Consider the following 25657-nt stretch of genomic DNA (forward strand, 5'->3'; position numbering starts at 1 on the left):
GTGCCAGTCCGTTCGGTCAAAAGCAAACAGCACTTTTGACAACTGCTCTAGGCCGCAGCGGGCAGCGACGTCGGCGGCTCGCGGCGGCTGCCCGCCTTCTGCCAGAAGTAGACGGCGGCAATCAGGCCCAGCGCCAGCAGATTGACCAGCAGATGGGTGGGAATGATCAGCATGAACGAGGCAATGAGCAGCAGCAGCGCCTGCAAGGGGTTGGTCTTGCGGTGCAGGAAACGCATGGTCGCCGCGCTGAAGGCCACCAGCCCGATGAACGCGAACAGGATCATGAACACCGCGTCGCCGAAGCCCAGCCCGCTGAGCCTATTGTTGGCGATCAGCAGCAGTTGCGGGTTGAAGAACAGCATGTAGGCCAGCAGCGCCGTGCGAAGTTCGTACTTGAAGGCCTGCACGCCCGTGGACACCGGGTTGCCGCCGCTGATGGCCGCCGCCGCAAAGGCCGCCAGCGCCACCGGCGGCGTGCTGTCGGCCATGATGCCGAAGTAGAAGACGAACATGTGCACCGGGAGCATCTGCACCGGGTTGCTGTTGTCCAGCCCCGCGATCTTGGCGATGATCGGCACGATCAGGGCGCTCATCAGGATGTAGTTGGCGGTGGTGGGCAACCCCATGCCCAGGATCAGCGCGATCAGCTGCGCCATCATCAGCACGATCAATATGGCCCCGAAGCCGGCGATGGCCCCGGCGTCCAGCCCCGGAATCAATCCCACCACGCCCATCAGCAGGTTGCGGACGCCGTCGCTGACCAGCTGCACGATGTCGGCCAGCCCGAAGCCCAGCCCGGTGATGGTCACGATGCCGACGATGATCCCGGCGGCGGCGGTGGCGATGGCGATGCCGATCATGCTGCGCGCGCCGCTCTCGAAGGCCTCGATCAGTTTCCGGCCACCGTCGATCAGTCCCTGCCCCACGCTGAGGCCGTGCTTGCGCCCGAAGTAGACCTCCTGAATGAACATCATGGCGATCATCATGAAAATGGTATTCAGGGCGACGCGCTCAGGGGTGGCCTCGGGATTGATGGTCAGCGTGCCGATCAGGTACACCAGCGGCACCAGGTAGTACCAGCCCTTGACCAGCGTCTGGCGCACGCGCGGCAGCTCATTTCTGGGCAGGCCCTTGAGGCCCAGCTTCAGCGCCTCCAGATGCACCACCACCAGCAGCGCGCCGTAGCACAGGAAGGCCGGAATCGCCGCCGCCAGAATCAGCGTGCGGTACTCGATGTTCAGGTTCTGCGCCATGATAAAGGCCGCCGCGCCCATCACCGGGGGCATCAGCTGGCCGTTGCTGCTGCTGGCCACCTCGATGGCCCCGGCCTTCTCGGCGCTGTAGCCCACCCGCTTCATGGTGCCGATGGTGATGTTGCCGCCGGTGACCACGTTGCTGACCGCCGAGCCGCTGATGATGCCGTTCAGCGCGCTGCTCAGGACGCTGGCCTTGGCCGGGCCGCCCCGGAAGCCGCCCAGCGCCCCCTGCGCCACGTTCATGAACCAGTCGCCGGCCCCCAGCTTGTCGAACACGGCCCCGAACAGCACGAACAGGAAGACGATCTGCGCCGAGACACCAATCGCGGTGCCGAAGATGCCCTCGGTGTTGGCGAACAGCTGGCCCACCACCTGCGGCCACGTCTGCCCGGCGTGCAATTGCAGCTGCGGCCCCAGGTCACCCCGGATCAACCCGCGCGGCCCGGTCAGCGCGTACAGCATAAAGACTGACGCCACAATGGGCATGGCGATGCCGATGGTGCGCCACGCGGCCAGCAGCAGCAGCAGCACCATGCCGCTGCCAATCCAGACGTCCACGTTGGTGAGCACCCCACCCTGCACCGTGGCAATCGATGGGTACTGCACGATCAGGTAAATGGCGGTCCCCGTCGCCAGCAGCCCCAGAATCCAGTCGTACCACGGCACCCGCGTCTGCGGCTTTCCCGGCGACTTGCGGAAGGGAAAGACCAGGTAGGCCAGGCTGAAGGCGAAGGCCAGGTGAATGGCCCGCAGCGTCAGGGTGTCGATGTTGCCCACCTGCGCGGCGTACATCTGGTAGATACACCACGCGACGGCGATGACGGTCACCAGCGTCTTTTGCCAGCCCCACAGTTTGCGCCCGCCCGTTTCGGCGGCCTCCACCATCTCCAGGGCGCGGCGTTCGCCCTCGGTCATCTCGGTGCCCGGCGGCTCCAGGCTGGGGTCTGTACTGATCGGTCTTGTGGGATCACTCACTCGTTGCTCATCTCCTTTTCAACGGGGAGGGGGCCAGCCTCCCGATAAATGTTTGGCTGGCCCCCTCTCTGCGTTCGAGTGACCTTACTTGACGCTGACGCCCTGTTCCTTGAAGAACTTGACGGCGCCGGGGTGCAGCGGGGCGGGCAGGCCCTTGACCGCCTTGGCGTAGGAGAAGTTGGTGCCCAGGGCCGGATGAATGGCCTTCAGCGCCTTCTCGTCACCAAACGCGGCCTTCATCGCCTTGTAGATGGTGTCCTCGCTCTCGTCGCTGGTGGTGACCAGGGTGGCCTGCACCGCCACGCCGGGCACGGTGGCGTCGATGCCCTTGTAGCTCTTGGCGGGAATGTTGTAGCGCACGTAGAAGGGGTACTTCTTGAGCAGGGCGGTGGCCTGGTTGCCAGCCACCGGCACCAGTTTCACGTCCACCGTCTGGGCGATCTGGGCAATGGCGCTGGCGCCCACGCCCACGGTGTAGAACAGGGCGTCGGCGCGCTTGTCCTGCATCAGGCTGATGCCCTGCGACGGCGAGACCCGCAACGCCTGCCCCAGATCATCGAACTTCAGGCCGTAGGCTTCCATCACCTGCGCGGCGGTCTGCTCGGTGCCGGAACCCAGGTCACCGATCACGACTTTCTTGCCCTTGAGGTCGGCGATGCTGTTGATGCCTGAATCCTTGCGGGCCAGGACGTGCAGCACTTCGGGGTACAGCACAGCCATGGTGCGAATCTTCTTGTCGGGCTTGCCCTTGAAGGCGTCCAGGCCGGTGCCGGTGTAGGCGTAGTACACCACGTCGTTCTGGGCCACGGCGGCGTTCAGTTCGCCGGTCGCCATGGCGTTCATGTTGAAGACGCTGCCGCCGGTGGAACGGGCGTTGGCGCGGATACCGCTGCCCGAATCGTTGATCATCTTCGCCATGCCGGTGGCGACAGGAAAGTAGACGCCGGTGGTGCTGCCCGAGCCGATGGTCAGAAAGGTGGTGCCCTGGGCCAGCGCTGCGCCGGTAAACAGGGCGGCGGTGCCGAGAACGGCGGCGGTCATCAACTGCGTGTTGCGTTTCTTCATGTGGATCCTCCGTGAGCGCAGTCCTGCAGGGCAAGCAGGCCGCAAAAAAGTTGAGAGTTTTGGAAGCTTAGCACATGGTGTGAATTGGACGCGCTTCCATAAAGATCGGTCAGCTGGCCTCAAACCCCGTCCTGCGTGTCTGGCACGTTCTGAACCCGGCCTCTCTAGCTGCGCCCCGTTCGCTCGGATACAGTTGCACGTATGACCTCTCTCGCCAAAGACCGCTCATCAGGTGCGCCGATCATTCAGGCCGAGAACGTCCAGAAGCATTTCGGCAGTTTCCAGGCCCTGAAGGGCGTCAACCTGAGCGTGCGCGCGGGCGAGGTGGTGGTCATCATCGGGCCGTCGGGCAGCGGCAAGAGCACCTTTATTCGCACCATCAACGCGCTGGATCCCCACGACGGCGGCAGCATCACCGTGGACGGCATTCCGCTGAACGGCAAGGGCAACCTCGACGCCATCCGCCGCGAGGTGGGCATGGTGTTTCAGTCGTTCAACCTGTTTCCGCACCTGACCGTGCTGGAGAACATCACGCTGGCCCCCACCCGCGTCCGCAAGACGGACAAGGCCGAGGCCGAGCGGCGCGGGCTGGAGCTGCTGCGCCGGGTGGACATCGAGGAACAGGCGCACAAGTACCCGGCCCAGCTGTCGGGCGGCCAGCAGCAGCGGGTGGCCATTGCCCGCGCCCTGGCGATGGACCCCAAGGTCATGCTGTTCGACGAGCCGACCAGCGCCCTGGATCCGGAAATGATCAAGGAGGTACTGGACGTGATGAAGGATCTGGCGCGCGGCGGCATGACCATGCTGGTGGTCACCCACGAGATGGGCTTTGCCCGCGAGGTGGCCGACCGATTGCTGTTCTTCGATGGGGGCAACGTCGTGGAGGACACCACCCCCGAGGACTTCTACAACAACCCCAAGCACGAGCGGGCCAAGCAGTTCCTGGGCAAGATTCTGGGGCACTGAGGGGCAACCCCCGCCTCTCCTAAAAAATCAGGAGAGGTTCAATCTCACGGTCACGGCAGTTCGTTGCCTGTCTCCCCCAGCTCCAGCAGCCACAGGGCGTCGCCGGGGCGCAGGTGGGCCAAGGCGTCAGCTTGGGGACCGTGCAGGCCGCGCAGCAGCGCCCAGGCCTCACCACTGTCCTCTAGAGCCCGCCCCAGCGCCCGCCACACGCCCGCACGGAAGGGGGCCAGCGCCGGGTGCGATAGCGCCGCGCGCAGCCACTGAATCGTCGGCACGCCGTCACTGAGGGTGGAGGCCGCTTCCAGGGTCAGCAGTTGCGCCTGCAACCCGGGATCGGGCGCGTCACCCAGCCCCGGCTGAACGCGGCGCAGCAGGGCGTGGGCGCGGTTCAGCTCGGCCAGGGCGTCGGCGGGGCGGGCAGAGCGCAGCAGCACCTCGGCGCGCATGGCGCGGGCCTGGCCCCCCTCGTAGGGGTGGGCGGCCAGGGCCACGGCGCGGTCCACCGACGCCAGCGCCGCCGCCGGATCGGGGTCCGCCAGGGCGCGGCTCAGGAGCATGTCGAACAGCAGGATGGCGTCGCGGTCGCTGCCCGTCACGGGCTGGGCGATCAGGTCGTCCAGCAGCGTGCGGGCCTGCCGCAGGTCGGGATGGTCACGCACCGGACCCAGCAAGGGCTGCAGGTACGCGCCGCCCAGCCCGCGCGTCAGGTAGGCCAGGGCCACCCGGTAGCGGGTGCGGCGCTGGCGGTAGCGCACCTCGGCGGGGCGGGCGCTGCGGCCTTCCAGCAGGGTCAGTGTCCGGGCCGAGACCGCCAGCGCGTCGTCCGGGCGGCCCAGCGCCAGCAGCACCGGCAGGCCCTCCGAGAGCAGGCGGGCGCGGGGCACGTGATCGGCGTGGCGGCGTGGATCGGGGGGCAGCAGCGCCAGCGCATGGCCCAGGACGGCCTGCGCCTCTTGAGGGCGGCCCAGGCGGCGCAGGGCGGTGGCGCTGCGGGCCAGCACGCGGGCGCGTTCCTCCTCGCCCGCACCGGCCGCTTCCAGCCGGGTGGTGGCGTCGCGCAGCGCCGAGAGCGCGGCGGCCGGCTGACCCAGGCGCAGCCGCAAGTCGCCCTCCTGATAGCGGGCGCGGGCCGAGAGCAGCGGGCTGGAGGCCGGCACGGCAGCCAGGGCGGCCAGCGCCTCGTCCCAGCGCCCGGCATCCTTGGCGATCAACCCGCGCCACAGCCCGGCGCGGGGGCCGCCCACCGCCGTGCGCGGGTCGGAGACGGCGCGCGTGGCGGCCTCCAAGTCGCCCGCCCAGCGGGCCAGGGCGGCCTGCACCAGCAGCGCGTCGGCACAGGCCGCCACCGCCCACGGCTCGCGCGCCGGTGAGGCGGCCGAGAGCACGGCGGCCACCTCCGGGTGGGCCAGCTGTTCGGCCGCCGCCGTCATGTTCCCGGCTTCCAGACTGCTCTCGGCCAGCTTGACGCGTGCCCAGGCCCGTACCGGGGGGCGCGCGGCCCCGAACAGCGTGAACAGCGCGTCACGCAGGCCCGCGTCGTGGTAGTCGCCCCGACCCGCCGAGTGCCGCACCACCGCCCCCGCCAGATCGTCGCGGGTCTCGCCCGCCGCCCCGTCACGGATGGCCGGCCACAGCGGCGGCAACCAGCGCGCGTCGTCGGGCGACGTCCGCACCTGGGCCGCCAGCGCAGGCCAGTCCTCCAGCGCGGCCAGCGCGGCCAGCCGGATGGGGCGACACTCCCCCGAGGTCAGGTTGGCCAGCCTGGCCAGCGCCCGCGTCCGCTCGGCCGCCGCCACTCCGGTCCAGGCGGCACGCAGGGCGGGCGTGGGGGTCCAGCCCAGCGCGTCCGAGCCGGCCAGCAGGGCGCGGGCGTGCGGGGGCAGTTGCCGGAGTTCCGTGCCCAGAGCGGCCCGCAGCAGTTCCGGTGCCCACGCTGCGGAGGGCAGATGCGGCGTGCTGGCCGCCAGCGCCGCCGTCGCCCCGATCAGCCGCTGGAGGTCAGGGTCCGCCAGCAGGGCCGGCATGTGCGGCCCGGCCTCCCCTCCCCGCAGGCGCACCAGCAGGCTCAGGCGGTCCAGATGGCGTCCGGTCTCGGCCACCAGCTCCTCGGCTTCAGCGCGGGGCACGCCCAGCCGGGCCATCAGGTAGCCGCGCGCCTCGGCGGGGGTGGGCGGGTGCAGCGCGATGGTCTCGGGAGGGTGCGGGCCGAGATCGTCGGCGTCGGCCTTTTCCAGTGCCAGCAGCACGGCCAGCCCCGGCGGCGCGGCGCTCAGCAGGTGTTCGGCGGCCCAGCGCGCGGCGGAGGCCACCGAACCGTCGGTGCGGCGCGGCGGCTGGCCCGCGAAATTCAGGTCGTCGGTCACGCGGACCAGCAGCGCGCCAGCCGCCGGAAACTGACGGCGCACGGCCTCCGCCTGCGCCGCCGCCAGTTGCGCGTAGGCGCTGCCGGACGCCGCCAGCCCCAGCAGCCCCGACACGTCGCCGGACAGAAACAGCCGCCTGACGGGCACGCCAGCGCCGCGCAGGGCCGCGTCCAGGCTGTCAAGCAGCACGGTCTTGCCCGCCCCGGCCCGGCCGGTCACAACCAGCCGGGGGGCGCGGCCCGCCCGCACGCCAGCCAGGAACTGCCGGTAGGCCCGCTTCTTGCTGCGGCCCAGCAGTTCCAGTTCGGCCGGCAGCGGCGTGGGCGACGGAACGGCGGACGTTTCGGGCAGCGGGCGGCCCACCCCGGCGGCCAGTTCGGCCAGGATAGCCCGCAGGGTGTCGCGGTCCGCCGCCGTGCCGATGTCGCGGTAGATGATGTTCCGCACCGCTGCGCCGCCGGCCCCGCGCGCCCGCATCTCGCCCTCCAGCCAGCGCAGGCTGCCGCGCCGCGCCCCCGCACCTCCGCCCGGCTCCGGCGGCAGGTGGGCGCGCAGCTCGGCCAGCACCGCCCTGTAGTCCACGATGGCTCCCACGGTAGCATCCCCGGCGGGCGAAATAGACCCGGTGCAGAAAAAGGCCGGGCCAGCGTACCTGACGGGTCCATCAGCAACCCGGCACCGGGCTGTGTATACTCGGCGTAGCCTTCAAATCCATCCCTTTTCGGCCAGTTGTCTGGCCCCCCCCTGGAGAATCCCTATGCGTACCCCCATGCTGATCGCCGCCCTGACCGCCGCCCTCGTGACCACCGCCTCCGCCCAGAGCCAGGCGGCGGCCCAGGCCCTTTACGACTCGGGCAAGTGGCAGGAAGCGGCGCTGGCCGCCGCCGCCCTGAACACCAGCGCGGGCCTGGCCCTGGCCGCCGAGGCCACCACCGCCGGGGCCGGACTGGTTGCCGACGCCCAGAAAAAAGCGCTGTTCCAGAAGGCCCAGGACTACGCCAAGAGTGCCATTGCCAAGGACAAGAACAACGCCGACGCCTACTTCGAACTGGCCCGCGCCCAGGGCCGTCTGGCGCAGTTCTCGGGCATCCTGCAGAGCCTGGGACTGGCCGGGGACATGAAGAAGAATCTGGATCAGGCCATCAAGCTTGACCCCAAGCTGGCCGGAGCTTACGTCGCGCTGGGGCTGTGGCACGCCAACCTGGACGAGAAGGGCTTTATCGCCCGCCGCGCCACCGGAGCGGACAAGAACCAGATCGCCCCCAACTTCGAGAAGGCCTTTGCGCTGGAGCCCAACGTGGCCGTCCATCACATCGAGTACGCCAACGCCCTGATTCTCCAGAAGCGCAAGGCCGAGGCCGCCGCCGAACTGCAGAAGGCCATTGCCCTGCCCGCCGAGACCTTCTGGCAGAAGCGCGATCTGGAGGCCGCCCGGAAGACCCTGGCCAGCCTGAAGTAAGGAGGCAGGACGGGCGAGGCCGGCCGCGGGACCAGCGTCCCCAGGCCGGCCTCGCCCTGTTCGGTGGGTGACAGCAACGCCGCACCGTGCTCCGGCCTTTCACCCCCCAATCCCCGCTGACGCCTGTCCCTCGCCCTGCCCGGCGCGGCGCGCTAAATTGGCCCCATGATCGCCTACAGCGAGGTCAGCGCCTTCACGCGCACGCCGGGCCAGGGCAACCGCGCGGGCGTGGTGCTGGACGCCGCCGGGCTGAGCGAGGCCGAGATGCGCGAACTGGCCGCCTTTCTGGGGGCGCCCGAAACCGTGTTCGTGACCCGCCTGTCGGTCAACCATACGGGCCGCTCCGCCGTGCGGGTGCGCTACTTCACGCCCACCCAGGAGGTGGAGTTCTGCGGCCACGCCACGCTGGCGCTGGGGCTGATGCTGGCGCAATCGGGCCACTGGCGAGGCGGGGCGCTGGAACTTGAAACCCTGGCGGGCCGGGTCCCCCTGCGTCTGATCAGCGAGGCGGGGGTGCCGCAGCAGGTCTGGATGCAGCATCAGCGCCACGAGACCCGCCCCCTACCCACCTCTCTGCGCGCCGAACTGGCCGAGGCGCTGGGCATCGACGCCCGCATGATTCACCGCGGCCTGCCGATGGCCGCCGCCAGCACGGGCCTGTGGAGCGCTTTCGTGCCGCTGCTGGACCCACTGATCCTGGACGCCCTGGACCCGGATCTGGAACGCATCGTCATGCTCAGCGAGGCGCTGGACGTGGGCAGCGTCTACGCCTACGCCCCGATGGGCGTCAACCGGTTCGCGGCGCGCGATTTTGCCCCGGCGCTGGGCATTCCGGAAGACCCGGTGACCGGCAGCGCGGGCGGGGCGCTGATGGCCCTGCTGGCCCACGGGGGCCGCCTGCCGGTGCGCGCCGGGCGGGCCTGCGGCGTGATCTACCAGGGCCACGCGCTGGGCACCCCCGGCGAGGTGGAGGTGGAGGTGGAAATGCGCGGCGACGCGGTGGTGGCCGTCCATGTCGGCGGCTGCGCGGTGCTGGAGCGCGAGGGGCTGTGGAAGCGCGGGGCGCCGGGGGACTGATACGGATTCCGTTTGTTTCGTGTAGAAATCGGGACAGCGCCGGTTTCTACACTCCACGTCCGGAACCCGTTTTTCTCTTGCTCGCTCTGCTCGGATCTCCAGGTGTTTTCAACACCTTTCAATCGGAGTCCGTATGAGCATCCAGCGCCATTGGATGGGGCCTGCGATCTATCCTCCCCCGTCCCGCCCAGCTGCCCAGCCCCTAGACTGCCGCCCATGCTGGGACTGATTTGTGTGGATGTGGACGGAACTTTAATCGGCACGGACAACACCGTGCGGGACGACGTGTGGGCGGCACTGGCGGACGCGCGGGCGCGCGGCGTGCGTATTGCGCTGTGCAGCGGGCGGCCCGCCATTGGCAATGCGCTGGAGTACGCGCGGCGGCTGGACGCGGACGGCTGGCACGTCTTTCAGAACGGGGCCAGCGTGGTGCGGGTGGATACAGGAGACAGCCTGTCCGAGGCGCTGCCCGAGGGCGTGCTGCCCCTGCTGACCGCCCGCGCGCACGCCGAGAACCGCCTGCTGGAGGTCTACACCGACACCGAATTCGGCGTGACCAAGCCGGGCATGCTGGCCGAGCGCCACGCCGCGCTGCTGGGCGTGCCGTACGATCCGCGCACCCCCGACTCGCTGGTGGGCACGCGGGTGCGGGCGCAGTGGGTGGTGCCGCGCGAGCAGGAGGCGGCGGTCACGGCCGAGCCGCATCCGGGCCTGGATCTCCATCCGGCGGGCAGCCCGGCCATGCCCGACACCATGTTCATCAGCATGACCCGCGCGGGCATCAGCAAGGGCAGCGCGGTGCGGCGGATCGCGGCGGAATACGGCCTGGACATGACGCGGGTGATGATGGTGGGCGACGGCGAGAACGACGTCAGCGCCATGCGCGTGGTGGGCCACCCGGTGGCGATGGGCAACGCCGATCCGCCTGCCCTGGCCGCCGCGCGCTACACGGTGGGCCACGTGGACGATGGCGGCCTGCGCGAGGCGGTGGGGTTGGCGCTGACGCTGTAAGCGCCTAGAGTTGTCAGGTGCTGGAGACCGCCGAACAGACCGTGCAACTGGGCGCGCGGGCCATCGCCTCGCTGGCCGAGTTCGCGGCGGCGCTGGTTATCGCCGCCGCCATCGTGCAGGCGCTGTGGCGTTCGCTGCGCGCCCTGTTCCTGCCGCGCGACGCTGGGGCCAACGACGAGGCCAAGCAGAACCTGCGCCTGCAACTGGGCCGCTGGCTCGCCATTGCGCTGGAATTCCTGCTGGCCGCCGACATCCTGCTGACCGCCATCGCCCCCACCTGGGAGGACATCGGCAAGCTGGGGGCCATCGCCCTGATCCGCACCGCGCTGAACTATTTTCTGGAGCGGGAGATCGACGCGAACAACCGTGAGAAGGGCAAGCTGAAAGCGGGCAGCGGCCCTGTGGAGGGTCAGGCGTAGGCCGGGCAGCGACGGCCCCCTCAGGCCCCCAGCACGGTCCGCACCGCGTCCACAATGCGTTCGCCGTAATTTTCAATGCGCTTCGGCCCCATGCCGGGCAGTCCCTCCAGCTCAGCCAGACTGCGCGGAGAGGCGGCGGCCAGGGCGTCCAGCGTGGCATTCGGAAAGATCACGAAGGCGCTGTGGCCGGTTTCGCGGGTCAACTCGCGGCGCAGTTCGCGCAACGCTTCGGCCACTTCGGGGTTGGCGGTGGCCGGGGGAGTGTCCTTTGCCGGCGTTGGGGCTGAAAAGAGAGATGGAGCGGGCTGGACTGGAGTTCGTTCTTCCCTGCCGCGCAACAGCCCCAGCACCGCGCTGTTTTCCCTGGCCCCACGTTCGGCGGGCAGGGTGGGGCGCGCCCGTTCGCTGCCCGAATGTTCACGCACGATGTTCAGCACGTCCTCGCCGTACTCGGCCAGTTTGCGCTGGCCCACGCCGCTCACTGTTCCCAGGGTGGCCGCGCTGCCGGGGCGCAGCTCGCAGATGGCCTTGAGGGTGGCGTCGCTGAAGATGGCGTAGGGCGGCACCGCCCTTTCCCGCGCGAGCTGGAGTCGCCACGCCCGCAGCGCCTCGAACAGCGGGGCGTCGTGTGAATCCACCGGGGCGCGGCCAGAGCGGGAAGCGTCCCGGTCACGCTTCTTCACCCGCTCGCGGGGCAGCAGGCTGTCCTCGCGCAGCATCAGCGTGGTCTCGCCCTTCAGCAGGGCGCGGGACTTGCCGGTGGCGCTCAGACCGTGGTGCTCGCCCGCCGACAGGTGGCCCAGGCTGACCAGCTGGCGAATGAGGCCGCGCCACATCTTCTCGTCGTGACCCTTGCCGACGCCAAAGGTGGGCAGCAGGTGGTGACCCATGCCCACGACTTTCTCGGTGGGCTGGCCCAGCAGCACGTCGGTCAGGTGGGCCGCGCCGAAGCGGTTGCCGGTGCGGATGGCCGCCGACAGGGCCATCTGCGCCTCGCGGGTGGCGTCGCGCACGCGCGGCGGGTTCAGACAGATGTCGCAGTTGCCGCAGGGTTCGCTCCTCTCCTCGCCAAAGTAGGCCAGCAGCAGGTTGCGGCGGCAGGTGGCGGCCTCGCAGTAGGTCAGCAGGGCGTCCAGTTTGGCGGCCTCCACGCGCTTGACGTCTTCGGGGGCGTCGCTCTGCGAGAGCATGCGCTTCACGTTCACCACGTCGGCCAGCCCGTAGACCATCCACGCGGTGCTGGGCAGGCCGTCGCGCCCGGCGCGGCCCGTTTCCTGGTAGTAGCCCTCCATGCTCTTGGGCAGATCCAGGTGGGCCACGAAACGCACGTTGGGCTTGTCGATGCCCATGCCGAAGGCCACCGTCGCCACCACCACCACGCCCTCGTCGTTCAGAAAGCGTTCCTGCGCGTGGCTGCGCTCGCGCGGCGACAGGCCCGCGTGGTACGGCACGGCGTCGATGCCCTGAGTCGCCAGCCACTGCGCGGTCCCCTCCACCGACTTGCGCGACAGGCAGTACACGATGCCCGCGTCGCCCCGGTGTTCGGCGTGGATGAAGTCCAGCAGCTGGGTCTTGGGGCCTTCCTTGTTCGCCACCCGGTACTGGATATTTGGGCGGTCAAAACTGGAGATGAACTGCGCCGCGCCGCGCAACTCCAGCACCCGCAGGATGTCGGCGCGCGTGCGGTCATCGGCGGTGGCGGTCAGGGCCACGCGCGGAATGTCGGGAAAACGCCGGGGCAGCACGCCCAGTTGCCCGTATTCGGGCCGGAAATCGTGACCCCACTGCGAGACGCAGTGCGCCTCGTCGATGGCGAACAGGGCCACCGGGGCGCGTTCCAGGAGATCCAAGGTACGCGGGAGGAGAAGCCGTTCCGGGGCCACGTACAGCATGTCGAGTTCCCCAGCCAGCAGCGCCGCCTCCACTTCCCGCACACTCTGGAGATCCAGGCTGGAGTTCAGGAACGCGGCCCGCACCCCGAATTGCCGCAGCGCGTCCACCTGATCTTTCATCAGCGCAATCAGGGGCGAGACCACGATGCCGGTGCCGGGGCGCAGCAGGCTGGGCACCTGATAGCACAGGCTCTTGCCGCCGCCGGTGGGCATCAGCACCAGCGCGTTCTGCCCTTCCACCACCGTCCGCACGATGTCGGCCTGCACGTCCCGGAACGCCGCGTAACCCCACACCCGGCTCAAGGTTTCCAGGGCGCGGGCGTCGGTGTCGGCGGGAGTCTGAACAGCAGGCATCGCCCGCCAGGATAGCGCGTTCTGTGTGGGGCGTAATGAAACGCCGCCACACCTCGGAATAGGCCGCCGCACAGGACGAATGGCAGAGGTTCCACTTCGCCCAATGCTCTACAGTCCAGGGCGTGCATTTCCTGGCCCGCCTCGCGTCCCGACACCCCTGGGCGGTGCTGGCGGTGTGGATTGTTGCCGCCGCGCTGAGCCTGCCGCTGGCCGCCCGCGCCCCGGCAGCATTAAACGCCGATCCGGCGGGAGGCCTGACCCACTCGGAGGCCAACACCGTCAGCGCCCTGTTGCGAGAGCGCTTCGGCGAGCGCGACACCAACACCGCCATTCTGGTCACCCGCAGCACCCCGCCGCTGAACACGCCGGAGGGTCGGCAGATTTACGGCGCGTTTGTGGAGGGTCTGGAAACCGTGGCGGGCGTCTCGCGCGTCGTGCCGGCCACCACCGGCGGCCCGGTGCCCACGCAGGCGCAGGACGGCGTGCTGGCCCTGACCGTGGCGCAGATTCCCTTACAGGAGGGGGGCACCGAGGCGCTGGCCAACGTGCGGCAGTACGTGCGCGGCGTGCAAGGCGAGAACCTGAGCATCCGCGTGACCGGCGGGCAGGCGATTGCCGACGACTTCACCGAGTTTGCCGAGTCCGACACCAAGCGCAGCGAGTTCACGGCGCTGCCGCTGATCGGCGGGCTGCTGCTGCTGGTCTTCGGGGCGCTGGTGGCGACAGGGTTGCCGCTGGCGGTGGGCCTGCTGAGCATCTCCGTGGCGATGGCCGCCCTGTACGGCCTGACCTTTCTGATGCCGGTCAGCACCTTCGCTCAGAGCGTGATCACCATGCTGGGCCTGGGCGCGGGCATCGACTACGCCCTGCTGATGGTCAACCGTTTCCGCGAGGAGTTGGGGCGTGAGCCGGATTCCAGGGCCGCCGCCGCCCGCACCGTGATGACCGCGGGCCGCAGCGTAGCCTTCAGCGGCATGACCGTGGGCATCGCGATGGCGGGCCTGATCCTGCCGCCGGTGGCCTTTGTCCGCAGCATCGGCATCGGCGGGGTGCTGGCCGTGATTCTGACGGTGCTGGCCAGCCTGACCGCGCTGCCTGCGTTGCTGGCGCTATTGGGCGAACGGGTCAACAGCCCGCGCCTGCTGAAAGTCACCTGGGCGCAGAGCGGCGCGGCGTCAGCGGCGTGGACCGCGTTTGCGCGGCGGGTGACCGCTCGGCCCGTGCTGGGCGTGGTGCTGTCCACCGTCTTCCTGCTGGCGCTGGCCGTGCCTGCGCTGGGACTGAAGACCGGCTACGCGGGGGCATGGGGGCTGGTGCCCGGCGTGCCCAGCCGCGACGCCCTGAGCGACGTGCGGGAATTGGGCGCGGGCGGCCTCCTGAGCCAGTTTGAGGTGATTCTGGACCTGAAAGGCGAGCGGTACACTCCGGCAGACCGGGACAGATTCCAGGCCGTGGTGAACGATCTGCGCGCCCTGCCGGACGTGAAGGCCGTGATCAGCCCCTTCCTGACCCCCGCCGATCTGGCCGGGGCGGGCACCGGGGGACTGGAGGCGCTGAGCCTGCTGACCCGCCGCTCGTTCAGCGCGGACCGCGAGTTGCTGCGCGTGACGGTGGTGCCGGACGATACGTTGCGCGCCCAGGACATCGCCGCGTTTGAGGGCCGGGTGCGCGCGGCACTGAATGCCAGCGGTTACGTCTACCTGCTGGGCGGCGCACCTGTGGGCGGCGAGGAGTTCAGCCGCGCCATCATCGGCACGCTGCCGGGGGTGATCGCGGTGGTGTTTACCGGCACCTTCCTGCTGCTGATGGTGGCCTTCCGCAGCCTTTTAATTCCCCTGAAAAGCATCGTGATGAATGCCCTGACCGTGGGCGCGGCGGTGGGGGTGGTCACGCTGATCGTGCAGGAGGGCTTTCTGGCCGCGCCGCTGGGCATTCCCGCCGATGTGGGCGTGCTGGACGCCTCGCTGCCGGTGCTGCTGTTCGCCGTGATGTTCGGCCTGAGCATGGACTACGAGATCTTCCTGCTCTCGCGCGTGCAGGAGGAAGTGCTGCGCGGCAGGAACAACGACGAGGCCGTGGTGCTGGCGGTGGGCCACACCGCGCGCATCATCACCAGCGCCGCCGTGATCATGTTCATTGTCTTTGTGGCCTTCATGTTCGGGCGGGTGGTCGCCACCAAGAGCATCGGCCTGGGGCTGGCCGTGGCGGTGGCCCTGGACGCCACACTGGTGCGCCTGGTGCTGGTGCCCGCCTTCCTGAAACTGGCCGGCAAGTGGAACTGGTGGCTGCCGGAGTGGCTGGACAGACGATTACCGCACATCCGACTCGAACACTGACGCTTGGAGAATTGAGTGCTGCTCAGGCCGTCAGAATCAGCGGCTGGCTCCCGGTGATCATGATGGTGTGTTCAAAATGCGCGGCCAGCCCGCCGTCGGTGGTGCTGAGGGTCCACCCGTCGCGCCGCGTCCTGACCCGGTGCGAGCGGCCCGCCGAGACCATCGGCTCCACGGCGATGACCAGCCCCTCGTGCAGCTTCTTGCGGTCCACCGGGCGGAAGTAGTTGGGCACGTTGGGTTCTTCGTGGATGGCGCGGCCCACGCCGTGGCCGAACAGTTCCCGCAAGACGGTGAAGCCCCGGCGCCGGACCTCCGTCTCCACCGCCCGCCCGATGGCGTGGACGGGCTGACCCACCTTCGCGGGGGCCAGGGCCACCCCCAGCGCCGCCTCGGTGCATTCGATCAGCTGCAGGGCGGCGGGCGACGCCGGGGGCACCGCCACCGTCACGGCGGCGTCGGCAATGAAGCCATCCACGAACGGCGTGACGTCTAGACTGACCACGTCCCCGGCGGCCAGCGGACGGCGCGTCGGCAGGCCGTGGACGATGTCGTTGTTGACGCTGACAAACACGTTGACGGGCGCGTTGTAGGTCATGCGCGGCGCGGAGGTGGCCCCGTGTTGCCGGAACACCTGCCCGGCCAGCGCGTCGAGTTCGGCGGGCGTGACGCCGGGCCGGATGGCGTCTTTCAGGGTGCGGAGCGTCTCGGCCACCACGAAACCCGCGCGTTTCATGCCCTGCAATTCAGCCTTGGTGGTGATGGTCATGGACCAGTGTAGACCACCGGAACCCACCGCACCCGTCCCACCGGGCGGCTGTCTCCCCTGGCCGGATCTGCTTGAATGGCCCCATGTTCACCATTCGCCCTGCCCGGCCCAGTGACCGCGACACGCTGTACCGCATCTGCCTGGAGACGGCGGACAGCGGGGCCGACGCCACGACCCTCTACCGTGATGGGCTGCTGGTGGGCCACATCTATGCCGGGCCGTATCTGGCGTACGCGCCCGACTTTGCCTTCGTGCTGGAGGACGAAGAGGGCGTCTGCGGCTACGTGATCGGCGCGCCCGACTCGCGGGAGTTCGAGGCGACGCTGGAGCGGGAGTGGTGGCCGGCCCTGCGCGCCCAGTACGCCGACCCCACCGACATCCCCCAGGCCGAGCGCACCCCGGACGAGCGATTGACTCACCTGATTCACCACCCGCCTACGGCCTCGCAAGAGATCGTGGAACCCTATCCCTCGCACCTGCACATCGATCTGCTGCCGCGCGGTCAGGGCGGCGGGAACGGGCGGCGCATGCTGGAACGGCTGTTCGCAGCGCTACGGGAGGCGGGGTCTCCCGGCGTGCATCTGGGCGTGGGCGGCGGGAACACGCGCGCCATCGGCTTCTACCGTCACCTGGGCTTTCAGGAACTGGAACGGTGGCCGGGCGGCTCGCTGACGCTGGGGCTGAAGCTGTAGTGTTGCGGCTCTGTCAGCGCTGCTGATCGCGCACTGCCGCCAGCGTTTCCTCGAACTCGTCCAGGAATTCGTCTTCCAGCAGGCGGTCGCGAATCAAAGCGTCCTGCTCGGTGGTGGCCTGCTCGCGGGTCCAGCGCACGCGGGCCTGACGCGCGCCGCTGACGTTGCCCTTCCCGGCGATAAAGCGCGCGGCGTGGCGCACCGCTTCCAGCGGATCGTCGGTGGGCGCGGTGACGCTCAGGTTGCGCAGGCCGCCGTGATCGTTGACCAGCGAGGACGTGACCTCCACCCGCATGCCCTTGCGGGCCAGAAACACCTGATCCACGCGCCACATGCTGGTGGCCCGGATCGGCTCGGCGGCGGAACGAACGGGACGGCGGCGAGGCATTACGGTGGCGTCCTCAGAGTTCCGGGGCCGCAGCCTGGGGATGCCGCCATTCACGGGCGGCGTCCAGGCCCAGCAGCACCCGGCCCGCACCCTCGGCCAGGGCTTCGAGTTCCAGTTCGCCGGGAATGACCAGCACCGGGGCGATCCAGGCCACCCGGCGCTCAATGCGGTCGACCAGTTCGTCCCAGCGGGCAATCCCGCCGGTGATGACCAGCGCGTCGGGGCGGCCCGTCAGCGCGCCGGTCTGCTCGCCCAGGCCCTTGCACACCTGATGCACGAAGGCGGCGGCGGCGGCCTGCACGGCAGGATCGCTGACCATCCGCGCTTCCAGGTCCTTGAGGTTGGCACTGCCCGCCAACGACAGGAAACCGCCCGCACCGGACAGCTGGTGCAGCGCCGCCGCCTCACCCTCCTCGCGGGCCAGCCGCAGCAGCATGCGGGCGGGCAGCGGGCCGCTTTGCACTGCGCCCAGCGGGCCGCCGTCAGGGCCAGTTCCAGTGGTGTCCACCGCGCGGCCCTTCTCGAAAGCCGTGATGCTGGTGGTGGCTCCCAGGTGCGCCACCACGACGCGGGCGTCCTGCAAGCGCTTGCCCACGTCATGGGCGGCACGCCGGGCCACCACGCGCACGTTCAGGGCGTGGAACTGGGCGTGGCGGCGCAGACCCTTTACCCCGGTCTCGCGCGCCTCGGGCAGCAGTTCGTCCACGCTCTGGGGATCCACCACGAAGGCGGGCACACCGTATTCCCCGGCCAGCGCCAGCGCCAGCGGGCCGCCCAGATTGGGCGGATAGTGTGCCCCTTCGCCCTGCACGGCAAATTCGGCCATCTCCGGCGTCACCCGGTAGGTCCCGGCGGCCACCCGTCCGATCAGGCCGCCGCGCCCGACGATGGCGTCCGGGGTGGGCCAGTCGGCCGTCAGTTCCCGAAGTTGAGTCGTCAGGCGCGGCAGGTCCGCCGCACTGGGCGGCGCCTCCAGCATGAGCTCGGCGCGGGTCAGCGACAGCTCCAACTGCCCCGGCAACGCCGAATTCAGACTCGGCTCAATGCTGGCGCAGGCGAGCTTGATCCCGCTGGTTCCTGGATTGATCACGTAGGCGATCACGACGCCGCAGAGTAGCAGAGGGGGGGCACCGGGTGTCCCGCTTCTGAGAAAGAGATGAGGCCCAGGCTGCGGCCCGAACCTCATCCCCAGCCTTCAGCGGCTCAGACGCTCGGTTCGATCAGGCCGTAATGCCCGTCCTTGCGGCGGTACACCACGCCCGTCTGACCCGAGGCCATGTTGGCAAACACGTAGAAATCATGGCCCAGCGCCTCCATCTGGACCACCGCGTCCTCGGCACTCATGGGGCGCAGGTCAAAACGCTTCTGGCGCACGATCTCGGGTTCGAATTCGCTCACGTCGTCGAGTCCCGCGTCCACGGCGGCCTCGGCAGGGCCAGGCTCGGGCATCGGCACGGCCTCATGGCGGGCTTTCATGTAGCGGGTCTTGAATTTGCGCAGTTGCCGTTCCAGCACGTCGCTGGCCTTGTCGATGGCGGCGTACATGTCGGCGTGGTGTTCCTCGGCGCGGATAATCCCGTTGGGCACGTTGAGCTGCACTTCCACGCGGTTGCGGCGTGTCGAATCCCTTACATCTCGCACTGTCAGCGTCACCCGCGCGTCTGTGATGGAATCGTTGTAACGGTCCAGTCGCGTGAGTTTCTCCTCGACGTAATCGCGCATGGCGTCTGTGACGTCGACGTTTCGGCCCGACAGTTTGTAGATATGCACGGCTTTCACCCATCCTTTGCCCGGAAGGGTAGAAAAGGGCCTTCCGGTCCTCCTCACTGTAGCCCGCACCGCCCGGCGTTGTCGGGCGAAGTCTTCATGGCGCCTACACCCACGCTGGGGGTATGGTAAGGGGCGGCCGGGGGCACGGCCGGGGGCACCGTGCCTGCCCCCGCACGGTGAAGGACTGACCTGCAACACGGCGCTCTGCCAGACCATTTGAGGCGCCCTGGGGGCGGTATCATGACGCCATGACGGTGGAGCGGCCATGAAGGTGGATCGGCACGAACAGGATGAGGCGCGGCGGGACCGCATCGCGCGCGCCGCGTTCGAGTTGTTCGCCCGCAGCGGCCTGGAGGCCACCAGCGCCCAGGACATCGCCCGCGCGGCCTTTGTGAGCCGCACCAACCTGTACCGCTACTTTCCCAGCAAGATCCACATGCTGCTGGCCCACTTCGACAAGGCGGTGCAGGCCAGCCGCGACGACGCCCTGGAACGCCTGCACGCCGGGGCCAACCCGCAGCAGGTCTGGGACAAGGTGATGGCCCGCATGGCCGATCTGGGCGTGCGCTACCGCCATCTGGTCGGCGCGGTGGGGCAGGCGGTGCTGGGGGCGGCGCCGCTGGGGGGCACCGAACCCCCGGCAAAGTCTCCCCTGTCCTTCCCGGCCCGCCTGGCCCCCGCCGACGGCCTCAAGACGGCGCTGACGCTGGGGGCACTGGTGGAACCGGTGCTGCTCGCCATGCAGGCCCAGGGCCGCCTGCGCCCGGAGGTCAACGTCGCCGGCCTGAGCGCCCTGCTGGTAGACGCCTGTCTGCTGGCCCTGCTGCACGGCGGCCACCGCGATCAGCGCGAGGTGCTGCGCGACTGGCAGGACCGCTTCAGCCTGCTGATGTCCGGCGCGCTGGCCCCCGGCGCAGCCGTGGAAGGCCGGCGGGACTGAGCCACATCCCGCTGTCTCAGGGTCTGGCCACAGGTTCAGTTGCTGGCACGTGCCTGGCGGCGGCCCACGCCGCCTCCTGAGGAGCGTCGGCGCCAAATGCTGTCCGCCCCCACAGCCTTCCGGGCCACAGGCCACTACAATCAGCGGCGTGATTGCTTACCTGTCCGGCGTGGTGCGCGAGGTGCGCGAGAACAGCGCCGTGGTGGTGGCGGGCGGCGTGGGGTACGAGGTCCAGTGTCCGGCAGGCACGCTGGCGAAGCTGGTGGCGGGGCAGCCCGCCGAACTGAACACCCGTTTCATCGTGCGCGAGGACGCCCAGTTGCTGTTCGGCTTTGCCGACACCGACAGCGTACGGCTGTTCGATCTGTTGACTGGCGTCAGCGGCGTGGGGCCGAAACTGGGGCTGGCCCTGCTGTCGGCCATGCCAGTGTCGGCGCTGGCCCAGGGCCTGCTCGGCGGTGACGCCAAGCTGCTGTCCAGCGTCTCCGGCGTGGGCAAGAAGACCGCCGAACGGCTGGTGCTGGAATTGCAGGGCAAGGTGCCTGAACATCTGGCCGCGCCCTCGGTGGGCGGCGCCAAGGCGGCGAAAGTGGCGACGACGGCGGGCCGCGACGCGGTGGACGCGCTGCTGGCCCTGGGTTTCCGCGAGGCTGGAGTGCGGGCCGTGGTGGCCGAGTTGCTGTCCGCCGAGCCGGAGCTGAGCGCCGACGCGCTGATTCGCAAGGGGCTGGGGCGGCTGCGGTGAGGGCGGCCCACGGCGGCGCCGTCAGTCTTGCCCGCCACCCCGGATGACGCACGGCGAGCCGGACACCCTGGACATCCGCCGGGCCGGTGCGTCGGCAGCGGACCCGCAGGACCGCAACCCTTCGGAGTACCGGGAACAGAAGGTCTCCTGGCTGGAACTGTTTTTTGACCTGATCTTCGTGGTGGCTTTCGATCAGCTGGCCAAGCGGCTGGGGCAGTCGCCGGACGCGGGCAGCCTGCTGCGTTTCGGGCTGCTGTTTGTGGCGGTGTGGTGGGCCTGGGCGGGCAACGCCACCTTCGCCGCCCGCTACGGCAACGAGAGCCGCACCTACCGCTGGGGCACGCTGGCGCAGATCGTGTCGCTGGGCATGATCGCCCTGACCCTGCGCGCGGACCTGATGGACACGGGTTCGGCGTTCGCGCTGGCCTACGGGGCCAACCGCATGATTCAGGCGGGGCTGTACCTGACTGTGGCCCGTCGCCGCCCAGCCGGGGCCGCTTTCGCCGGCCGCATGGCGCTGTCCTTCGGCGCGGCGGCGGCGCTGTGGCTGGGGTCGGCGGCGTGGCCCGGGGACTCCGCCGCGCAGCTCGGGCTGTGGTGCGCCGCGCTGCTGCTGGACGTGCTGACCCCGGTGCTCGTCCGCAACCACAGCGGCGACGCCCTGCCGCACGAGGGCCACCTGCCCGAACGCGTGGGCCTGTTGCAGATCATCGCGCTGGGCGAGATCGTGACCGAGATCGTGGGCGGCAGCCGCCAGCAGCCGCTGGACGCGGGCAACCTGATTCCGGCGCTGGCCGCCATCGTCACGGCGCTGGCGCTGTGGCGGCTGTACTTCGATCAGGCCCGCTCGCTGCCGCTGCTGGGCGCGCGGGTGGACCGGCGACTGGAAAGCATGCTGGCGTGGCTGTACGGCCACCTGCCCTTCACGCTGGCGGTGGTGGTGCTGGGCGTGGGCCTGGGCCACGGCCTGTCTGCCGCCGGCACCGCCGGGGCCGCCGGGGATCAGCGCCTGGTGGGCGCGTCGCTGGCCCTGGCGCTGCTGACGCTGGCCTTCTTGCGCTGGAACTCACTGCGGGTCACGGGGCGCTTCTTTCCGGACCGCACCGTGCCCGCGTTGCTGCTGGGGGCAGGGCTGGCCGGGGGCCTGCTGCTGACCGACCTGGATACCCTGCGGACCCATTTGGCCGTGGCGGCGCTGACCACGCTGGTGGCCCTGATCAGCGCCACCGATCCGGTCACGCGGCGGCTGGGACGCCTGGAAGAGCGGATGTTGCAGCGGCTGGAGGAAGGCGATCAGCCGGACTCGGTGGCCGACGCCCTGGATGACGCGCCGGCGGCCCGCACCGCCGACACGTCCCCGTAGCCCCCCACGAACAGGGCCACGCGCAACTCGTGGATAAAGTTCGCCAGCCAGTCCTCGGCGGCCTCGGCGCTGTCGAGCGCGGGGGCGAGCAGCGGACGGGCCACCGCCACCACCTGCGCGCCCAGCAGCAGGGCACGGGCGGCGTCCAGCCCGGTCCGGATGCCCCCCGAGGCGATCAGCGGCGTCTGCGGCGCGGCGGCCCTGGCACCGCGCAGGGCCTGCGCCGTCGGCACGCCCACCTCGCACAGGTCAGGGCTGATGACCGCGCCGCGTTCCACCAGTTGCTCCACGCGCGCCCAGCTGGTCCCCCCGGCCCCGGCCACGTCCAGCGCGGCAAAGCCCAGACCCGACACGGCGGCCACCGTCCTCGCGTCCAGCCCATGCCCCACCTCTTTAAGAATCACCGGAAAGGGCAATTGGGGCAGCAGTTCGGCCAGCCGCGCGGTCAATCCGGCCCAGTTGGTGTCGCCGCCACTTTGCAACGCTTCCTGCAGGGGGTTGACGTGGATCGCCAGGGCTTCGGCCCCCACCGTCCGCACGGCGCGCACGGCTTCCTTCGCGCCGTAGCCCAGCAGGAACTGCGCCCCGCCCAGATTGCCCACGAGCAGGATGTCGGGGGCCAGTTCACGCACCTGAAAGGTGGCGGCGGTGTCGGGGCGCTCCAGCATGACGCGCTGCGAGCCCAGCATCAGCCCGATGCCCAGGTTCTGCGCCGCCCGCGCCAGATGGGCGTTGATGCGCCCGGCGCGCTCGGCCCCGCCGGTCATCGCGCCGATCAGCAGCGGGGCGCTCAGGCGGCGGCCCAGGAAAGTGGTCCCCAGGTCGACGTCGCTCAGGTTGCGCTCGGGCAGGGCGCGGTAGGGCCAGGGCACGGCCTCCAGCCCGGTGGTCACGCCCGCGTACTGGCTTTCGGGCAGCAGGCAGGCGTCCACATGGCGCAGTTTGCGCGCCGCGATGTCGGGGGGCCGGACCAGGGTCATGGCCACAGCCTAACGCCCGCTGCGGGGAACCGACGGGTGAATTCCCGCACTGCGCCGCACTTAGCAACCCCCGGCACAGTTGACAGCCTGGGCAGGGAGTTGTACTATTCCCAAGCGCTGAGAAAAGAAGCACGGCGCGAGGCACGAGGAAAGCAGGTTCCGCAGGGTAGAGCAGTCTGGTAGCTCGTCGGGCTCATAACCCGGAGGTCGCAGGTTCAAATCCTGTCCCTGCAACCAAAATGAAAGACCCCCACTTTACGGTGGGGGCTTTTCCTTGCGACCAGACAGGCGCCGGGTGCGAGGCGGAACTTCATCACCCCCCGCGCCGTACTGTAGGCCGAGATGAGCGTTGCCTTTCTGATTTTTCTGGTGGCCTGGATCGTGGGCATGGCCGCAACCTTCGTCCCGGTGCTGCCCGCCACGCTGATCATCTTTCTGGGGGCGCTGGGCGCCACCCTGCTGGACGGCTTTCAGGTCTGGCCGGATCTGCCGTTCCTGCTGACCTTCGGAGCGCTGACGGTGCTGATCGGCTTCGTGGACAACGTCGCCTCGGCGTGGGGGGCGCGGCGCTACGGCGGCAGCAAACAGGCGGTGTGGGGCGCGCTGATCGGCGGACTGGCGGGCCTGTTCATTCCCTTCGGCCTCCTGGTGGGGCCGCTGGCCGGGGCGCTGCTGGCCGAAGTGCTGCTGGTGCGCAAAACCCTGCCGGACGCCCTGCGCTCGGCCTGGGGCACCCTGGTGGGCCTGCTGACCGGGCTGGCCGCCAAGCTGGTGCTGCACCTGCTGATGGGCCTGTATGAACTCTGGCGGCTGTGGGAGCCGGCGCGCAGCCTCTTGGGGGGACAGGACAGCGTGTTGGGCTAGCGGGCTACCGCGCAAACAGCAGCGGCGACACCCCGATCAGCCCGATGATCAGCGCGGGCAGCAGCGGCAGCAGCGTGCCCATGACGGCCTGTACGGGGCGCTCGGTCAGGTGGCGAAAGGCGGCGTACACGAAACCGAACTGCGCCGCCGTGCCCAGCAGCGTGACCACGATCAGCCCGAACCCGGCGGAGGTCTGGGCGGTGGCCGCCAGCGCGGCGCGCTCCAGCACCCTGGGATCGCTGCCCAGCCCGGCGACGCTGGCCGCGTCAGGCACGAAGGCGGCGGCGGGCGTCAGCAGCGTGACCACGAGAATGAGCAGGTACAGCGGCGGCAGCAGCGCGAAGCTGGCCCCGTAGACCTCGGCGGCACGGCCCCTCAGGCCCGAACCCACCCGCCCAAAGCCCCACATCAGCACGAAGACGAACACGGCCAGGAAGGTGGTGCCCAGCGTGTTGACCGCGTAGGTGGCGAAGTTGGGGGCCGCCGCCTCGCTGTGGGCGGCGGCGAACGCGGCGGCGTGACGCACCAGCAGGGTGTAGGCCAGCCCCCCCAGCAGGCCCGAGACCACCGGCACCCACACGTAACGCCACCACAGCAGCTCCACCTCCTGCAACTGCGCCGCAAAACGGCGTGGGCTGACCAGCAGCGTGGCGGGCGTGGGCGGTTCGGGCAGGGGGGCGGGCGGACGGGCGGGGCCGCCCTTGCCGGCGCGGGTTTTGCGGGGAGAGGCCATAGACCCCGCCATGCTAGCGGCTGCGGTGGTATTGGCTGCGGCGCGGGAGGGGCGACAGGGTCAGAACAGCGCGCTTCTCAGGTCAGAGACCCACAGCCCCACCTGCGGGAAGGTCAGGGCCACCGCCACCGCGCCGAACAGCACGATCACCACGTAGGCCAGACTGAGCCAGGGGCCGGGGGCGCTGCGCACCTGCGGATCGGGTTTGGGCGTCAGCCACAGGTGCAGCACCACCATCACCACCGCGCCGAACAGCAGCGCCCCCAGCGCCAGCGGCAGTTTCAGGGCCGGGTTGCTCAGCAGTTCGGCGGCCTGCGCCGGATCGCCCAGCTCCTTGCCGAGCAGAAACGCCCCCAGCCCCACGGCCAGCGTGTTGTTCAGCGCGTGGACGATGACGCTGTTCCACAGGCTGCCGCTGTGCTGCACCAGCCGCGCCAGCACGTAGGCCAGCGGCAGAATCCCGGCAATGCTGGCCGGCACGCCGTGCGCCAGCGAGAACGCGAAGGTGGAGGTCAGCGCCGCCACCGTGAAACCCGCCGCTCGCTCGTGCCCGCGCATCAGCAGGCCCCGGAAAGCGACTTCCTCGGCAAAGGGAATCAGGATGCCCGCCGCCAGCAGCAGCGCCCACACGTCCGGCCCGCTGCTCAGGAACTGCGGCACCGCGTCCGCCGCCGACGGGAAAAAGGTGACGTAGGCCAGCACGAACGCCCGCGAGGCCAGGAAGGCCAGCACGAACGCGGCCAGCGCCAGCCCCCACGACGGCGGCGTGCGCCAGCGCGTGTCGGCAGCCAGCGCCCGCACGGTGGGCCGGAAAAAGAGGAACGCCGCCGCCACCACCACCGCGAACGAGCCCAGCAGCGCCGTGCCCAGCGGCACCCGCACGGCGATCAGCAGCGCCGAGACCACGTTCTGAATGATCAGCAGCCCTAACGCGGCGCGGTTGCCATCCACCGCCCGGATGCCGGTGGGGGGCGGAGGGGTCTGCGCCGCTTCGGGCCAGGACGGAGTGTCGGGGTGCGGCGCGGTCATGCTGTAGAGGGTACTGCGCTCCCCGGCACGGCGCCTCCGCTGAAAGGCGGAGACTTTCTTGAGGCTCGGGGGGAACAGCGTTGAGGGCGGGGCCGCCTCATACGGATTCCGTCTGCTCCGTTAACAAACCGGGAAGGCACCGGTTTGCCAACTCCACGCCCGGAACCCGTCCCGCTCCTGCTCGCTGTCGTCGCGAACAGACGTCGTCGTGAAC

Annotated in this window: 22 protein-coding genes and 1 tRNA gene; 12 read left to right on the plus strand and 11 right to left on the minus strand. The window is 69.9% G+C overall.

The features are described from left to right. Positions 1–47 precede the first annotated feature (47 nt). Positions 48–2171, minus strand: coding sequence for a TRAP transporter permease (locus tag FHR04_RS14440; RefSeq protein ID WP_039682247.1), 2124 nt, complete (start codon positions 2169–2171; stop codon positions 48–50). A gap of 144 nt (positions 2172–2315) precedes the next feature. Continuing rightward, on the minus strand, positions 2316–3296 hold the full coding sequence (locus FHR04_RS14445; protein ID WP_139404037.1) for a TAXI family TRAP transporter solute-binding subunit: 981 nt from the start codon (positions 3294–3296) through the stop codon (positions 2316–2318). Positions 3297–3497: 201 nt separating this feature from the next. On the opposite strand from FHR04_RS14445, the gene FHR04_RS14450 reads away from it, so the two are divergent. Then, positions 3498–4262, plus strand: coding sequence for an amino acid ABC transporter ATP-binding protein (locus FHR04_RS14450; RefSeq protein WP_139404038.1), 765 nt, complete (start codon positions 3498–3500; stop codon positions 4260–4262). Between the two features lie 50 nt (positions 4263–4312). On the opposite strand, the gene FHR04_RS14455 is transcribed toward FHR04_RS14450, so the two are convergent. Further along, positions 4313–7219, minus strand: coding sequence for an AAA family ATPase (locus FHR04_RS14455; RefSeq protein ID WP_249039143.1), 2907 nt, complete (start codon positions 7217–7219; stop codon positions 4313–4315). Positions 7220–7382: 163 nt separating this feature from the next. Between FHR04_RS14455 and FHR04_RS14460 the strand changes: the two genes are divergently transcribed. The 4 genes from FHR04_RS14460 to FHR04_RS14475 all read left to right on the plus strand — a co-directional run bounded on the left by FHR04_RS14460 (position 7383) and on the right by FHR04_RS14475 (position 10591). Continuing rightward, positions 7383–8084 (plus strand): hypothetical protein, encoded by a 702-nt coding sequence (locus FHR04_RS14460; RefSeq protein ID WP_039682242.1) that lies wholly within the window; start codon positions 7383–7385, stop codon positions 8082–8084. A 165-nt stretch (positions 8085–8249) separates the two neighbouring features. After that, positions 8250–9161: a PhzF family phenazine biosynthesis isomerase gene (locus FHR04_RS14465; RefSeq protein ID WP_139404039.1), complete on the plus strand. Its 912-nt coding sequence runs from the start codon at positions 8250–8252 to the stop codon at positions 9159–9161. 216 nt (positions 9162–9377) lie between these two features. Next, positions 9378–10172 (plus strand): Cof-type HAD-IIB family hydrolase, encoded by a 795-nt coding sequence (locus FHR04_RS14470; RefSeq protein ID WP_139404040.1) that lies wholly within the window; start codon positions 9378–9380, stop codon positions 10170–10172. A 17-nt stretch (positions 10173–10189) separates the two neighbouring features. Continuing rightward, positions 10190–10591: a DUF1622 domain-containing protein gene (locus tag FHR04_RS14475; protein WP_039682239.1), complete on the plus strand. Its 402-nt coding sequence runs from the start codon at positions 10190–10192 to the stop codon at positions 10589–10591. Positions 10592–10611: 20 nt separating this feature from the next. Here FHR04_RS14475 and recQ read toward each other — a convergent pair whose 3' ends face one another. Further along, complete coding sequence (gene recQ / locus FHR04_RS14480; RefSeq protein WP_139404041.1) at positions 10612–12837, minus strand: DNA helicase RecQ; 2226 nt, start codon at positions 12835–12837, stop codon at positions 10612–10614. Positions 12838–12959: 122 nt separating this feature from the next. Here recQ and FHR04_RS14485 point away from each other — a divergent pair, with 122 nt between their 5' ends. Then, positions 12960–15173 (plus strand): MMPL family transporter, encoded by a 2214-nt coding sequence (locus tag FHR04_RS14485; RefSeq protein ID WP_139404042.1) that lies wholly within the window; start codon positions 12960–12962, stop codon positions 15171–15173. Between the two features lie 22 nt (positions 15174–15195). Here the strand turns inward: FHR04_RS14485 and map are convergent, their stop codons facing one another. Next, the gene (map, locus tag FHR04_RS14490) at positions 15196–15939 is read right to left on the minus strand and encodes a type I methionyl aminopeptidase (protein ID WP_139404043.1); all 744 of its coding nucleotides are present in this window, start codon (positions 15937–15939) and stop codon (positions 15196–15198) included. Positions 15940–16022: 83 nt separating this feature from the next. On the opposite strand from map, the gene FHR04_RS14495 reads away from it, so the two are divergent. Further along, positions 16023–16631, plus strand: coding sequence for a GNAT family N-acetyltransferase (locus FHR04_RS14495; protein ID WP_139404044.1), 609 nt, complete (start codon positions 16023–16025; stop codon positions 16629–16631). Positions 16632–16644: 13 nt separating this feature from the next. On the opposite strand, the gene FHR04_RS14500 is transcribed toward FHR04_RS14495, so the two are convergent. The 3 genes from FHR04_RS14500 to hpf all read right to left on the minus strand — a co-directional run bounded on the left by FHR04_RS14500 (position 16645) and on the right by hpf (position 18789). Continuing rightward, positions 16645–17019 carry a hypothetical protein gene (locus FHR04_RS14500; protein ID WP_039682229.1) on the minus strand — a complete coding sequence of 125 codons (375 nt, stop codon included), beginning with the start codon at positions 17017–17019 and terminating at the stop codon, positions 16645–16647. Between the two features lie 13 nt (positions 17020–17032). Continuing rightward, the gene (locus tag FHR04_RS14505; RefSeq protein WP_139404045.1) at positions 17033–18121 is read right to left on the minus strand and encodes a butyrate kinase; all 1089 of its coding nucleotides are present in this window, start codon (positions 18119–18121) and stop codon (positions 17033–17035) included. A 101-nt stretch (positions 18122–18222) separates the two neighbouring features. Then, positions 18223–18789, minus strand: coding sequence for a ribosome hibernation-promoting factor, HPF/YfiA family (gene hpf / locus FHR04_RS14510; RefSeq protein WP_139404081.1), 567 nt, complete (start codon positions 18787–18789; stop codon positions 18223–18225). Positions 18790–19054: 265 nt separating this feature from the next. Here hpf and FHR04_RS14515 point away from each other — a divergent pair, with 265 nt between their 5' ends. The 3 genes from FHR04_RS14515 to FHR04_RS14525 all read left to right on the plus strand — a co-directional run bounded on the left by FHR04_RS14515 (position 19055) and on the right by FHR04_RS14525 (position 21837). Next, positions 19055–19729, plus strand: coding sequence for a TetR/AcrR family transcriptional regulator (locus FHR04_RS14515; protein ID WP_039682227.1), 675 nt, complete (start codon positions 19055–19057; stop codon positions 19727–19729). A 148-nt stretch (positions 19730–19877) separates the two neighbouring features. Next, the gene (gene ruvA, locus FHR04_RS14520; RefSeq protein WP_139404046.1) at positions 19878–20474 is read left to right on the plus strand and encodes a Holliday junction branch migration protein RuvA; all 597 of its coding nucleotides are present in this window, start codon (positions 19878–19880) and stop codon (positions 20472–20474) included. Positions 20475–20517: 43 nt separating this feature from the next. Then, positions 20518–21837: a low temperature requirement protein A gene (locus tag FHR04_RS14525; RefSeq protein ID WP_139404047.1), complete on the plus strand. Its 1320-nt coding sequence runs from the start codon at positions 20518–20520 to the stop codon at positions 21835–21837. On the opposite strand, the gene fni is transcribed toward FHR04_RS14525, so the two are convergent. After that, positions 21768–22817 (minus strand): type 2 isopentenyl-diphosphate Delta-isomerase, encoded by a 1050-nt coding sequence (gene fni, locus FHR04_RS14530; protein WP_139404048.1) that lies wholly within the window; start codon positions 22815–22817, stop codon positions 21768–21770. The genes FHR04_RS14525 and fni overlap by 70 nt on opposite strands. 160 nt (positions 22818–22977) lie before the next feature. Here fni and FHR04_RS14535 point away from each other — a divergent pair. After that, positions 22978–23054 (plus strand) — tRNA-Met (locus FHR04_RS14535). Positions 23055–23159: 105 nt separating this feature from the next. Then, a complete protein-coding gene (locus FHR04_RS14540; protein WP_139404049.1) occupies positions 23160–23681 on the plus strand; it encodes a DUF456 domain-containing protein in 522 nt (173 codons plus the stop codon). Between the two features lie 4 nt (positions 23682–23685). Here the strand turns inward: FHR04_RS14540 and FHR04_RS14545 are convergent, their stop codons facing one another. Next, entirely contained in the window at positions 23686–24414 is a 729-nt protein-coding gene (locus tag FHR04_RS14545) for a hypothetical protein (protein WP_221265520.1), read from the minus strand. A 60-nt stretch (positions 24415–24474) separates the two neighbouring features. Continuing rightward, positions 24475–25443 carry a CPBP family intramembrane glutamic endopeptidase gene (locus FHR04_RS14550; RefSeq protein ID WP_139404050.1) on the minus strand — a complete coding sequence of 323 codons (969 nt, stop codon included), beginning with the start codon at positions 25441–25443 and terminating at the stop codon, positions 24475–24477. Between the last annotated feature and the right edge of the window lie 214 nt (positions 25444–25657).

Source organism: Deinococcus radiopugnans ATCC 19172 (genome assembly GCF_006335125.1).
Lineage (GTDB): Bacteria > Deinococcota > Deinococci > Deinococcales > Deinococcaceae > Deinococcus > Deinococcus radiopugnans.